We start from the raw sequence: 12213 nt of genomic DNA on the forward strand, positions 1-12213 counted from the left end.
TTGCGCCCGGGCTGCTCGTCATGCACCCGTCGATCATGTCACGGGCCGGATGCGCTTCCGTGGGCGTCGCTATCCTGAAAGCGTGGGTATCGTCTCGGACGCGAAGAAGGCCGCAGCCCTGCTGCGCAAGGCCGTCGGCAACCGCTCCGCGGTCCGCGATGTGCGCCGAACGCTCGCCGACGCTCCGCAGAACCCTCCCCATCACTATCGCGTGGCGGTGTACTTCGCCGACGGTGCGGTCAACATGTACCAGATCCGTCAGTGGTACAAGCCGCTGGCGGTGCTCGCGCAGACCTGGCCGGTCGTCGTTCTGAGCCGCAACGCCACCGGCGCGCGAGCGCTCCTGGCCGAAGGCGCGCTGCCGGTCGCGTTCGTGCCCACCGTGCGCGATCTCGAGCGCGTCATCGCGGAGCAGGACATCCGCGTCGTGCTGTACGTGAACCAGAACACGCGCAACTTCCAGATGTTCCGGTACGGCCGACGGTGGCACGTGTTCATCAACCACGGCGAGTCCGACAAGATGTACATGACCACCAATCAGTACAAGGCCTACGACTACGCGTTCATCGCCGGCGACGCCGCCCGAGAGCGTCTGGGCCGGGTGCTCTGGGACTACGACCTCGATCGCCGGACGATCCAGATCGGCCGCCCGCAGGCCGACCACTATGCCGGCGTGCTTCCCTACACTCCCGACGATCGGACAGTCGTGCTGTACGCGCCCACCTGGGAGGGCGATCGCCCTTCCGCGCACTACGGGTCGATCCTCTCGCACGGCGAGAGGCTGGTCGCGGCCCTTCTGGCGACTGGTCGCCATCGCGTCATCTACCGGCCGCACCCGCGCTCGGGGGTGGTGAATCCGGAGTACGGCGCCGCAAATCGCCGGATCATCGCCGCCCTGGCGGCTGCCAACACCGCGGATCCGGCATCCCAGCATGTCTTCGACGACGGACCCGAGCTCGGGTGGCAGCTCTCCGCCGCGCACGTCGCGATCGTCGACATCTCGGCGATGGTCTACGACCGGCTCGCCGCCGACCGGCCTCTGATGATCACGCGCCCGGCCGACCCCGAAGCGCTCATCGACACCCACGGCTACCTGGCGGCGTGCGAATGGCTCGACCCGACGGATGCCGGGGCGATCGTGGCCGAAACCGATCGGGTCCTGGCAGATGAAGAGGCGGTGGCCCGCCTCGAGACCTGGGTAGCGCACTACTTCGGCGACACCACCCCTGGTGCCGCGACCGCGCGCTTCCATGCAGCGATCGACGCGCTCATGCGGTCGTGGGAGCAGTGGCACGGACGGGCCGGCGAGGAAGAAGAAGAGGAAGACGCGGAAGAAGCCGATTTCGACGACTGAGCCTCAGCCCACCGCGGCGGGCCTCTCGACCAGGCGGGCGATCGCCTGCAGCGGGATGGTCACCCACGTCGGCCGGTTGCGCGACTCGTAGATCGCCTCGTACACCGCCTTGTCCAGCTCGAGCGCCGCAAGCAGAGGGCTCTCCACGTCCAGTTCGGCACCGGACGTGCTGGCGTACCCCTCCACGAAGGACCGACGGGCGCTGCGCGCCCACTCCCGCACCGAGTGCGACGAGCCGTCGGGACGGTCGAGGCGGATGGAGCCTGCGACGTAGTCGAAGGATCGCAGCATGCCCGCGACATCCCTCAGGGGCAGGTCCGACTGCACTCGTTCGGACATCGGGCGCAGCGGCTCGCCCTCGAAGTCCAGAAGCACCCATCCGCGGCCGGGCACGTGCAGCACCTGGCCGAGATGGTAGTCGCCGTGGATGCGCTGCAGCGCCGGCCATGAGACGTCGAGGGCACGCGTGTAGACCTCCTCGATCGCGTCCCGCCGCTCGGCGATCGCCGGAACCTCGGCGATCGCGATCGCCAGACGGCGTCGCCACGTCGCCGCCGTCGCGGCGCGGTCACCCGGCTGCGTCTCCCGGGTCGGGAACAGGCCCGCCAACGACAGGTGCACCTCCGCGGTCGCGGCGCCCAGGGCGAAGGCGCGGTCGCGGAAGTCCGCCCCCCGCGCGGCGGCGTGCAGGGCGACGCGCCACGCGTCCTCGACATCGGGCAGGAACTCCTGCGCGAAGGCCAATGAGCCCGTCACCGTCTCACGCGCCGTCGTGAGGTCTGGCCACACTCCCTCGATGGAGCCGACCGCGCGCGGCACGTGCCGCGAACCGGCGTCGGCGAGCGCGGTCTGCAGCTCGATGTCGGGATTGAGCCCGGGGTGCAGCTGCCGGAAGATCTTGCAGATCACCGGCATCGAGCCGTCGGTCGCGCGATAGATCAGAGAGGTGTTGGACTGCTCCCCGGCCAGCACGGTGGCATCGTGAAGCGAATCCGTCGAGACGCTGCGCGTGGGGCGCCCGGTGGCGACCGCGCGCGGACCGGCACCCTGACCTCCGCTCGTCACGAGTCTCATCAGCGCAGCCGTGTAGGCGGGGTCGAACGGTCCGTCGATGAACGTGGTCCCCGGCTCCGGACTGCCGATGATGTGATCGGGCGAGGCGTCGACGCTTGCGGTCGCCCGTGAGACCACGGGAATCTGGTAGAGCACCGCCGGAAGAGCTCCCTCGTCTGCGATGAGGAAGGTCCGCACGCGGAACCCGGTCGACGGCGCGGGCTCGGGGGGTGCCGGCATGTCCCACCACGCGACGAGGCGCAGACTCGGGGGTCGGCCCTTGGCGGCATACCACCGCTGCCGGGGCATCCATGCCGCCAGGCACGCCAGCGTACTGTCCATCCCCCGAGATTATGCCCCGTCGCCGAGAAGTGTCGACCTGCCTCCGAGCCTTCTGCGTCTGTCACCATGGCACGCATGGAAGCACTCGAGAGCTGGACCCGCACCGACGTGTCCTTCGACGGCGAGACCCGTGAGGTGTTCCGCAAGGGCACGGGTCGCGGTGTGATCATCATCCATGAGATCCCCGGCATTGAAGAGAACCTCGTCCGCTTCGCCGACGAGGTGGTCAACGCGGGTTTCACGGTGCTGCTCCCGCGGCTGTTCGGCACGCCCGGCGCCGGCTTCTCTGCTGCCAACCTCGCCGGCGATCTTCGTCAGTTCTGCGTGCGCCGCGAGTTCTCGGTGTTCGCGCGCGGGAGGACGAGCGCGGTCGCAGGCTGGCTGCGCGCGCTCGCCCGGGACCTGCGCGACGAGGTCGGAGGGGAGGGAGTGGGCGTCATCGGCATGTGCTTCACCGGCGGATTCGCCCTCGCCATGATGGCGGGCGCGCCGGTGATCGCCCCCGTCATCGCCGAGCCGTCGCTGCCCGCCGCGGTCGGTCTGCCGCGCAGTGCGGCAGCCCGCGGCGCCGACCTCGGACTGTCGCCGCATGACCTCGACGCCGTGAAGAACAGCGGCTGCGACGTGCTCGGGCTGAAGTACCGCACCGACGCCGCGTCCGGGAGCCGCTTCGACACGCTGCGCCGCCTGTTGGGCGACCGCTTTCTCGCGGTCGAGTTCGAAGGGTCGGGCCACTCGGTGCTCACGATCCACCGGCGCGAGTTCGGCGTCGACCACGTGCTGGATTTCCTCGACCGCACGCTGAACGAGGAGCCCCAGCGCACCCGTCCGCTGCGAGACGCTGCGCGCGAGCAGGAACTCGAGGGCCGCTGGGTCCGGGCTTCGAGGCCCGGGTCACTCATCAGCCGGAACGCGTCGTGCTGCTCGTCGAGCGGGGGTTGACGAAGAAGGGTCTGGAGCGCGCCGAGGCCATCACCCGCGCAGTGACCGGTGAGCGACCCGACATCGCCCGGGTGAGCCCGCCGGGACCGTGAGGCCGGCAGGCTGCGTCAGGAGCCCGGGTCGGCCCCTGTCGCAGCCTTCTCCTCGACGGGAGCGACGGGAGCGACGGGGATGACGACCGACGCGATGCTCGTGTCGAGGAATCCGAGCGATCCCGCCGATGCGACCGGATCCGGCAGGCTCTCCGCCTCGGTCCGTGTGCGCTCCGGCTCGGAGGGAAGCCCCGCCCATTCCGTCGGCTCCTCGGGACGCGTGCTGAACTGGCCCATGTCACCATTGTGCGCCTTCGGCGGGAGGCGGGAGGCGCACCATGACGATGGCGCGTGGGGTCAGTCGTCGGCGAGGTCGCTGTCGAGATGCTCATCGGCGGACGCCGGGCCGTCGGCCTGCTCGATCGCCCTGCGCCCGCGCGGCGTCACGGCGCCACCGACGCGACGACCGGCGGATCCGACGGCGGATACTCCGCGGGTGAGCCCGCCGGCGATCGCCCCGCCGGCGCGCCGGATGCCGCGCGTGGCGGCATGCTCGAGGCGCAGCGTGTCGGGTCGCGGCTCGAGATCGGCGGGCAGGTCGAGGGGCGGCAGGCCGAAGGCGCGGCGTGATCCCACGAGAACGCGACGTCCGAGAATGTGGTTCCCCGCGCCGCCCACGGCCGCCCCGATCCCGAACGGCAGCGCCTTCCCGAGGAAGGAGGCACCGCCGCGGGCTGCGAAGGAGCGCACGAACGTGGTCTTCAGGCGATCCACCAGCGGTCCCATCGCGGCGCGCGGGATCGTCTTGGTCACCAGTTCGCCCCAGTAGCGATCGCGCGCCGGCCCCTTGCCGGCGGCCTGGCCGGCCAGCTGCGAGACCAGATCGACGCCCTCCTTGCCGAGCATCATCGTCAGCACCAGGGCGCGTGCGCGGTCCGGGTCGGCAACCGGGATGCCGTGCACCTCCGCGACGGACTGAGCGAACAGCGTCGTCGCTTCGAGGAACCCCACCGTCTCGACGCCGCTCAGCGCCAGTGTCACTCCCGTGCCGATCCCCGGGACGACGGCGGTGGCGCCGACCGCAGCGCCGCCGGTCGTCACCGCGGCGAGATAGCGACGCTCGAGGATGCGCACGATCTCCGCTGTGGAAGCGTGCGGGTGCCGCAGGCGGATGCTTCTCAGATGCGCCACCACGACGGGGCGCTGGATGGCCAGTACCCGGTCGAGCATGCGCACGATCATCGGGTGCTCGTCCGAGCCGGCAGGCGGAAGACCTCCCGTCCACGCAGAGTCGTCGGGGAGGGAGTGGATGCGGTGAACCTTGTCGGCCATAACGGCCCGATCCTATGCGTGCGCTCTGGACGGATCCCGGGGTTGACAGGCGTGTCCCGCGCACTCGGCGGATGTTGCAGGGGCGCTGCTCAGACGAAGAGGTTCGCGCGCTCGAGGTCTTCGGCGAAGTCGACCTCGACCGCGTACAGGTCGGAGATGTCCAGGGGCTGCAGGCGAACGCCGTCCTCTTCGATCGCCATCTCGAGGCCGCGTTCGAAGTAGTCCTGGTCATCGACCCGCGACAGCTGGCGGATGAACGCCTTCTTGTCGCCGCTGGAGATGTAATTGATGCCCACGGCCTCGCCGATGCCGCCGGCGACGGTCTTGGAAAGCTGGCTGATGAAGCCCTCCGCCGTGACCGTGTATTTGACCTCTTCGTCGCTCACCTTGGAGGTGTTGACCGTCACGAAGGACTGGTCGCGCTCGATGAGCTCGATCGCCCGACCGAGGACCCGCGGGTCGAACACGACGTCGCCGTTCATCCACAGGACCCCGCCCTTGCCGCTCTTGCTCAGGGCGCGCAGCAGGCTCTTGGACGTGTTGGTCTGGTCGTACCGGTCGTTGTAGACGTAATCGACTTCGGGAAAGGCCTCGACGATGATCTCGGCCTTGTAGCCCACGACCGTCGTGATGCGCGCATCGGTGCCGAACGCGGCACGGATGTTGTCGTGCTGCTGCCGCATGATGCTGCGTCCATCGCTCAGCTCGGTCAGCGGCTTCGGCAGGCTGCGGCCCAGCCGCGAGCCCATTCCGGCTGCGAGAATGACGGTCTGAAGGGTCAAAATATGCTCCTGGGATGAGTGTCTTCACTGTCGGTTCACCGACGCGACACTCCCTCGTGCCTGGTTCATGGTAGCGAAAGCACCTGGGAAGGCGCATAATGCGGGCCTCCCGTTGCCGATTCGTGACATGAAGCGTGCGTCCAGACGCGCGCTCCGAGCATTGCCGGCGTTCGCCGCCCGCTTGGTAGGTTGTATCGGTGACAGCCTCGCTGCCCATGCCAGAGGACGCTCATCCGGACCGATCGGATGGCGATGACGAGGGTGCTCGGCGGTCCACGTCCGTGGTGCGGCCGCTGCCGCCGAAGCCGGAGAGGCTCCCCGAGGACGCGGCGACCGCGATCCCACCGCGCAAGCCCCGCAAGAAGCCGAAGATCGATCCGGGGCCGCCGCCGCCCCTGCCACCCGATCTGGTGATCCCGCCGAAGCCGCCGCTGCCGACGATCGCAGAGAACACCCGGGCGGCCGCACCGGAGGTCGTGGAGCCGGAGGTCGTGGAGCCGGAGCTCGTGGAGCCGGAGCTCGTGGAGCCGGAGGTGCTCGAGGCGGACGCGCTCGCAACTGCCGAGCCTGAGCCGGTGTCTTCCGAGGCGCCGGTGGCGGCATCCCTCGACGGCAGCCCGACAGCGCTCCTGGTGAAGGGCGTCACGAAGGCGTTCGGCGACACGCGCGCGGTCGACGGCATCGATCTCACCGTGCCCGCGGGCATCTTCTACGGGCTGGTCGGGCCGAACGGCGCGGGCAAGACCACCACCCTCTCCATGATCGCCGGACTTCTGCGCCCCGACCGCGGCTCCATCCGCGTGAACGGGGTGGATGCGGCATCCGATCCGCTCGGCGCGAAGCGGCAGATGGGCGTGCTTCCCGATCGCCTGAGGACCTTCGACCGGCTGACCGGACGGCAGCTGCTGCACTACTACGGCGTGCTGCGGGGCCTGCCGGCCGCGGTCGTCGAGAGCCGCACCACGGATCTGGCCCGGGCCTTCGATCTGTCGGAGTCCCTCGGCCGGGTCGTGTCGGACTACTCGGCCGGCATGGTCAAGAAGGTCATGCTCGCCGGCGCGCTCATCCATTCGCCCCGTCTTCTCGTGCTCGATGAGCCCTTCGAATCCGTCGATCCCGTCTCGAGCGCGATCATCCTCGACATCCTCAAGACCTACGTCGCCCACGGCGGAACGGTGATCCTCTCCAGCCACGGCATGGATCTGGTCGAGCGGGTGTGCTCCCGCGTCGCCGTCATCGTCGCGGGTCAGGTCCTTGCCGAGGGCACCGTGCAGGAAGTGCGCGGAGAGCTGACGCTCGAGCAGCGCTTCATCGAACTCGCCGGAGGTCTGAGTGACGTGGAGGGCCTCGAGTGGCTGCACACGTTCTCCGACTGAGGATCGCGCTGCTGGTCGGGGCCCTGCGGGGGGACTCCGCGCACGTGCGCCGCACAGTGCTGGCGTTGCTGCTGCTGATCGCGGCGACGGCGGTGGCGTGCTGGGCCGTGCTGACACTGCGGGATGCCGCGACCACGGTCGTGCTGGCGGTCATCGTGCTCGGCGGATCGGCGGTGAGCCTGGGCTTCGCGCTCGCCCCGCTCATGGCGGGCGCGACGGATCCGCTCGACCCGCGTCGGTTCGCGCTGATCGGCCTTCCGAGCGGCCGCCTCGCGGCGGTGCTCGCGGCCGTCGGCTTCGTGAGCGTCCCGACGTTCGCCCTGCTCGCCGTGTCGGTGTGCACCGCGATCGTGTGGGCAGAGCACGGCGTCCCGTGGATCGGCGCGGTGACCGGGCTGATCCTCGGCGTGGCGACCTGCGTCCTGCTCGCGCGAGTGTGCATGGCGCTGACGGCGCTGTTCCTGCGCGAGCGGCGCTCCCGCGAGCTGTCGGGTCTGTTCGCCCTCGTGCTGCTGGTGGTCGTGGTCCCCGCCGGTGTCTTCTTCGCGTCGCTGGAGTGGGGCGGGCGCGTTCCCCCGCAGTTGAGCGAGGCGGTCTCGCTGCTCGCGCTCACGCCGCTCGGGGCGGCCTGGGCGTTCCCAGGCCGCTTCGCGCAGGGCGGGATCGGGCTCGCCGCCCCCGCACTGCTGGTGGCGCTCGCAACGCTGGCCGTGCTCGGTCTGGTCTGGATGCTCCTGGTGCGGCGGATGCTCTCGAGCACCGAACGGCCCGTCTCCGTGCGAGAGCGCGGAGGACTCGGGTGGTTCGCGGTCGCACCGGGCACTCCCGGCGGCGCCGTGGCCGCTCGCAGCCTCATGTACTGGCTGCGCGATCGGCGCTACGTGGTCAACCTCCTGGTGATCCCGATCGCCGCGGCACTCACGACGGTGCCGCTGCTGGTCGCCGGAGTGCGCCCGGAGATCGTCGCACTGGTGCCCGTCCCGATCGTGGCACTGTTCCTGGGCTGGCTGCCGCACAACGATCTGGCCTACGACTCCACCGCCGTGTGGATGCACATCGCCAGCGGCGTCCGCGGCGTCTCCGATCGCGTCGGGAGGCTGGTGCCGGTGCTCTTGATCGGCATCCCGTTCCTCGCCGTCCTCATTCCGGTCGCCGTGTCGCTGCACGGCCGATGGGCGCTGCTTCCGGCGATGGTCGGGGTGTGCGCCGCGCTGTTCCTGTGCGGTCTGGGGCTGTCGAGCATCTCCTCGGTGGTCGCGCCGTACGCGGCGTCGCGGCCGGGGGAGAGCCCCTTCCGGCACCCGCCGCGCACCGGCGCCGGCAGTGCGATCGCCCAGGGCGCCGTCATGCTGGGGGCGATCGCCCTCAGCGCGCCCGCGCTGTGGTGGGCATGGATCGCGCTGACGCGCGACATCGAGGCGAGCACGCTCGCGCTGTGGGGTGGGCTCGGGATCGGCCTGTTCGTCCTGCTCGTGGGCGTCGGGATCGGGTCTGCGGTTTTCGAGCGCCGCGGCGGTCGGCTGATGGAGTTCGCGGAGTCGACCTGAGCCGGTATCCGGTGCACCGGCATCCACAGCTCTGCCCTCCCTGCGTGAGCGCGCGATACACTGACTGACCATGAGCACCCCCCTCGACAGCCCTGATCAAGGCGGCCCCGACGGCGGCACGATGACACTCGATCGTGAACTCGAAGAGCTCATCCGCGACGAGAGCCTCGAACCCGGCGATCACGAGCGCTTCTCCCACTATGTGAAGAAGGAGAAGATCCTCGAGTCGGCGATCACCGGAAAGCCGGTCCGCGCACTGTGCGGCAAGAAGTGGACACCGGGGCGCGATCCGGAGAAGTTCCCGGTGTGCCCGACGTGCAAGGAGATCTACGAGTCCCTCGTCGGCTGAGGCTCGAGCTCACTCCACGGCGTCGACGTAGACGGTCGGGATCGCCGGGTCGGATTTGCTGAGCGCGAGCGCGCGGACCGGCAGTTCGGCGCGCACCTGTGCGTGATGCCGGCGCGCAGCCTGGACGCCGTCGCGTCCCAGATGCGCGGTGTCGGCCTCGCCGTGGGACACCAGGGTCACTTGCAGCGGGCGTGCTCCCGCGTGTTCGTCAGGCGTGTCCACCTGCTCGTAGCCGTCCGAGACCGCGATGAGTTCGCGGGTCGCCGTTCCGTCCTCCCGCGTGCGGAAGGCGGCCTTGCGGCCTCCGGTCGAACCCTTGTCGGCTGAGGCCTTCGCCACGGCGACCCAGGACCCGTCGTCTGCCTGACGCGCGACGAGCTTGTAGACCATTCCGGCCGTCGGGGTGCCCGAGCCGGTCACGACCGACGTGCCCACGCCGTACGCGTCGACGGGGGATGCCGCCAGTGCGGCGATCGCGTACTCGTCCAGGTCGCTGGTCACGGTGATCTTCGTCGCGGTCGCACCGAGCGCGTCCAGCTGCGCCCGCACTTCCGCGGCGACGATGGGAAGGTCGCCGGAGTCGATGCGGACGCCGCCGAGGCCCGTGCCGGCGACCTGGATCGCCAGTTCCACGCCACGACGCGTGTCGTAGGTGTCCACCAGCAGCGTCGTGTCCGTGCCGAGTGCGTCGATCTGCGAGCGGAACGCGTCCTCTTCGCTGTCGTGCAACAGGGTCCAGGCGTGCGCGGCGGTTCCCATCGTCGGAATGCCCCACCGCCGGCCCGCCTCGAGATTGCTCGTTGCGCTGAAACCGGTGATGTAGGCGGCTCGCGCGGCGCCGACGGCCGATTCCTCGGCGGCACGACGAGAGCCCATCTCGGCGAGGGGGCGGTCGCCCGCCGCGATGCTCATCCGTGCCGCGGCGGTCGCGACGGCCGAGTCGTGGTTCAGCACGCTCAGTGCGAGCGTCTCGAGCACGACGGCTTCGGCGAAGGTCCCCTCGACCGTGAGGATTGGGGAGCCGGGAAAGTACAGCTCGCCCTCGCGGTATCCGGTGATGGAGCCGCGGAAGCGGTACGCGGAGAGGAATTCCAGGGTGGCGGCATCCACGACCCGCTCATCGCGGAGGAATCGCAGCTCATCGTCGCCGAAGCGGAAGTCCTCGATGAGCGAGAGGAGGCGACCCGTGCCGGCGACGACGCCGAACCGACGGCCGCCGGGCAGCCGGCGCCCGAAGAGCTCGAAGACGCAGCGGCGGTGCGCGGTGCCGTCACGCAGGGCGGCGTCGAGCATCGTCAGCTCGTAGCGGTCGGTGTGCAAAGCGGTGCTGCGCAGTACGTTGCGGCCTGGTGCGGTGCTGCCGGTCATGGCGCCAGCCTAGTGAGGCGGCCGCTGCTCGCAGGCGTCCCGGGTAGGCTGGCCTATCGTGAAAGACGCGCCGATCGGCATCTTCGACTCCGGAGTGGGCGGGCTCACCGTCGCCCGCGCGATCTCGGCCCAGCTGCCTCGGGAGTCGCTCCTGTACATCGGCGACACCGCACGCTCGCCGTACGGGCCCAAGCCGATCGCGGATGTACGCCGGTACTCGCTCGAGATCCTCGACACCCTGGTGGATCAGGGTGTGAAGATGCTCGTGATCGCGTGCAACACCGCCTCCGCCGCCATGCTGCGCGACGCCCGCGAACGCTACGACGTGCCGGTCGTCGAGGTGATCGGACCGGCCGTGCGCACCGCGATGTCGACCACGCGCAACGGTCGCATCGGGGTGATCGGCACCGCCGGCACGATCGGTTCCGGCGCCTACCAGGACATGCTCGAGGTCAATGCGAAGCTCACCGTCTTCGCGGAGGCGTGCCCGCGGTTCGTCGAGTTCGTCGAGGCCGGCGTCACGGATTCGCCCGAAGTGCTCGCGGTCGCGGAGCAATACCTCGCGCCGCTGCGCCACGCGGGAATCGACACGCTGGTGCTCGGCTGCACACACTACCCGTTCCTGGAGGGCGCGATCAGCTACGTCATGGGATCGGACGTGTCGCTGGTCTCCAGTGACACCGAAACCGCCAAAGACGTCTACCGGCAGCTGGTCAGCCGCGACCTCCTGGCGGGACGGGATGCCGCACCCCGCCACGTCTACGAGGCGACGGGTGCCTCGGCGGACGAGTTCCTGCGCCTGGCGCACCGACTCATGGGCCGCGAGGTCAGCGAGGTGCAGCTGGTTCAGACCGGCGTCATCCAGCTGCCGACGGCCCGATGAGAGCCGGCATCTCCGGCACGCTACGCGCAGCCGCCGGCACGACCATCTGCGGGACGCGCGCCCGCGTTCTGCCGCACCCACTCCGAAGCGAGGGATCCGAATGACCGACACCACCACCGCCACCGTTCGCAAGGACGGCCGAGCCGTCGACGAGCTGCGACCCATCACGATCGAGCGCGGCTGGAGCAGTCAGGCGGAAGGGTCGGCGCTCATCTCCTTCGGCGGGACCAAGGTGCTGTGCACGGCGTCCTTCACGAACGGCGTCCCCCGCTGGCTGACCGGCAAGGGCAAGGGCTGGGTCACCGCCGAGTACGCGATGCTGCCCCGGGCGACGAACAGTCGCAACGACCGGGAGAGCATCAAGGGGAAGGTGGGCGGCCGCACCCATGAGATCTCCCGCCTCATCGGCCGAGCGCTGCGCGCGGTGGTCGACACCAAGGCCCTGGGCGAGAACACCATCGTGATCGACTGCGACGTGCTGCAGGCCGACGGGGGTACCCGCACCGCGGCGATCACCGGCGCTTATGTCGCCCTCGCCGATGCGATCGAGTGGGGCCGGGCGAAGAAGTTCATCGCGCAGCGGTCCACGCCGCTCATCGACTCGGTCGCCGCTGTCTCGGTGGGCATCATCGACGGCGAGCCCATGCTCGATCTGGCGTACGTCGAGGACGTGCGCGCGGAGACCGACATGAACGTCGTCGTCACCGGTCGCGGCCTGTTCGTCGAGGTGCAGGGGACGGCAGAAGGCGCTCCGTTCGACAAGCGCGAGCTCGACGCCCTGCTCGAGCTCGGCGTCGCCGGCTGCGCCGACCTGCGGGAGCTGCAACTCTCCGCCCTGGCCGGGCAGTAGCCG

General features: G+C 70.0%; 12 protein-coding genes. 7 read left to right on the forward strand and 5 right to left on the reverse strand.

Annotated features, from left to right (window positions below; all coding sequences use genetic code 11):
- Nucleotides 1-82 precede the first annotated feature (82 nt).
- Nucleotides 83-1354: a CDP-glycerol glycerophosphotransferase family protein gene (locus RWQ91_RS00140; protein ID WP_314501648.1), complete on the forward strand. Its 1272-nt coding sequence runs from the start codon at nucleotides 83-85 to the stop codon at nucleotides 1352-1354.
- A 3-nt stretch (nucleotides 1355-1357) separates the two neighbouring features.
- Here the strand turns inward: RWQ91_RS00140 and RWQ91_RS00145 are convergent, their stop codons facing one another.
- Nucleotides 1358-2749, reverse strand: coding sequence for a maltokinase N-terminal cap-like domain-containing protein (locus RWQ91_RS00145; RefSeq protein ID WP_314501650.1), 1392 nt, complete (start codon nucleotides 2747-2749; stop codon nucleotides 1358-1360).
- 75 nt (nucleotides 2750-2824) lie between these two features.
- On the opposite strand from RWQ91_RS00145, the gene RWQ91_RS00150 reads away from it, so the two are divergent.
- Entirely contained in the window at nucleotides 2825-3691 is an 867-nt protein-coding gene (locus RWQ91_RS00150; protein ID WP_314501651.1) for a dienelactone hydrolase family protein, read from the forward strand.
- Nucleotides 3692-3798: 107 nt separating this feature from the next.
- Here RWQ91_RS00150 and RWQ91_RS00155 read toward each other — a convergent pair whose 3' ends face one another.
- From RWQ91_RS00155 to RWQ91_RS00165, 3 genes are all read right to left on the reverse strand, one after another.
- Complete coding sequence (locus RWQ91_RS00155; protein WP_314501653.1) at nucleotides 3799-4020, reverse strand: hypothetical protein; 222 nt, start codon at nucleotides 4018-4020, stop codon at nucleotides 3799-3801.
- A 60-nt stretch (nucleotides 4021-4080) separates the two neighbouring features.
- On the reverse strand, nucleotides 4081-5055 hold the full coding sequence (locus RWQ91_RS00160) for a hypothetical protein (protein WP_314501655.1): 975 nt from the start codon (nucleotides 5053-5055) through the stop codon (nucleotides 4081-4083).
- Nucleotides 5056-5144: 89 nt separating this feature from the next.
- Complete coding sequence (locus RWQ91_RS00165; RefSeq protein ID WP_314501657.1) at nucleotides 5145-5837, reverse strand: phosphocholine cytidylyltransferase family protein; 693 nt, start codon at nucleotides 5835-5837, stop codon at nucleotides 5145-5147.
- 215 nt (nucleotides 5838-6052) lie between these two features.
- Between RWQ91_RS00165 and RWQ91_RS00170 the strand changes: the two genes are divergently transcribed.
- The 3 genes from RWQ91_RS00170 to RWQ91_RS00180 all read left to right on the forward strand — a co-directional run bounded on the left by RWQ91_RS00170 (nucleotide 6053) and on the right by RWQ91_RS00180 (nucleotide 9109).
- Nucleotides 6053-7213: an ABC transporter ATP-binding protein gene (locus RWQ91_RS00170; protein WP_314501659.1), complete on the forward strand. Its 1161-nt coding sequence runs from the start codon at nucleotides 6053-6055 to the stop codon at nucleotides 7211-7213.
- Nucleotides 7189-8760 (forward strand): hypothetical protein, encoded by a 1572-nt coding sequence (locus tag RWQ91_RS00175; protein WP_314501661.1) that lies wholly within the window; start codon nucleotides 7189-7191, stop codon nucleotides 8758-8760. The genes RWQ91_RS00170 and RWQ91_RS00175 overlap by 25 nt, the downstream gene beginning before the upstream one ends.
- Nucleotides 8761-8830: 70 nt before the next feature.
- A complete protein-coding gene (locus RWQ91_RS00180) occupies nucleotides 8831-9109 on the forward strand; it encodes a DUF3039 domain-containing protein (RefSeq protein ID WP_314501663.1) in 279 nt (92 codons plus the stop codon).
- Between the two features lie 9 nt (nucleotides 9110-9118).
- Here RWQ91_RS00180 and RWQ91_RS00185 read toward each other — a convergent pair whose 3' ends face one another.
- Nucleotides 9119-10477 carry a nicotinate phosphoribosyltransferase gene (locus RWQ91_RS00185; RefSeq protein ID WP_314501665.1) on the reverse strand — a complete coding sequence of 453 codons (1359 nt, stop codon included), beginning with the start codon at nucleotides 10475-10477 and terminating at the stop codon, nucleotides 9119-9121.
- A gap of 58 nt (nucleotides 10478-10535) precedes the next feature.
- Here RWQ91_RS00185 and murI point away from each other — a divergent pair, with 58 nt between their 5' ends.
- Together murI and rph are read left to right on the forward strand one after the other, a co-directional pair.
- Nucleotides 10536-11360 (forward strand): glutamate racemase, encoded by an 825-nt coding sequence (murI, locus tag RWQ91_RS00190; protein WP_314501667.1) that lies wholly within the window; start codon nucleotides 10536-10538, stop codon nucleotides 11358-11360.
- Between the two features lie 100 nt (nucleotides 11361-11460).
- A complete protein-coding gene (gene rph / locus RWQ91_RS00195; protein WP_314501669.1) occupies nucleotides 11461-12210 on the forward strand; it encodes a ribonuclease PH in 750 nt (249 codons plus the stop codon).
- The last annotated feature ends 3 nt before the right edge of the window (nucleotides 12211-12213 follow it).

Source organism: uncultured Microbacterium sp. (assembly GCF_963524805.1).
In the GTDB taxonomy this organism is placed as follows: domain Bacteria; phylum Actinomycetota; class Actinomycetes; order Actinomycetales; family Microbacteriaceae; genus Microbacterium.

Excerpts from the sequence above, each read along its gene's own strand:
- RWQ91_RS00180 (WP_314501663.1), top strand. The coding sequence starts at position 8,831 with ATGAGCACCCCCCTCGACAGCCCTGATCAAGGCGGCCCCGACGGCGGC.
- RWQ91_RS00185 (WP_314501665.1), bottom strand. The coding sequence starts at position 10,477 with ATGACCGGCAGCACCGCACCAGGCCGCAACGTACTGCGCAGCACCGCT.
- RWQ91_RS00150 (WP_314501651.1), top strand. The coding sequence starts at position 2,825 with ATGGAAGCACTCGAGAGCTGGACCCGCACCGACGTGTCCTTCGACGGC.
- rph (WP_314501669.1), top strand. The coding sequence starts at position 11,461 with ATGACCGACACCACCACCGCCACCGTTCGCAAGGACGGCCGAGCCGTC.
- RWQ91_RS00170 (WP_314501659.1), top strand. The coding sequence starts at position 6,053 with ATGCCAGAGGACGCTCATCCGGACCGATCGGATGGCGATGACGAGGGT.
- RWQ91_RS00155 (WP_314501653.1), bottom strand. The coding sequence starts at position 4,020 with ATGGGCCAGTTCAGCACGCGTCCCGAGGAGCCGACGGAATGGGCGGGG.
- RWQ91_RS00160 (WP_314501655.1), bottom strand. The coding sequence starts at position 5,055 with ATGGCCGACAAGGTTCACCGCATCCACTCCCTCCCCGACGACTCTGCG.
- RWQ91_RS00145 (WP_314501650.1), bottom strand. The coding sequence starts at position 2,749 with ATGGACAGTACGCTGGCGTGCCTGGCGGCATGGATGCCCCGGCAGCGG.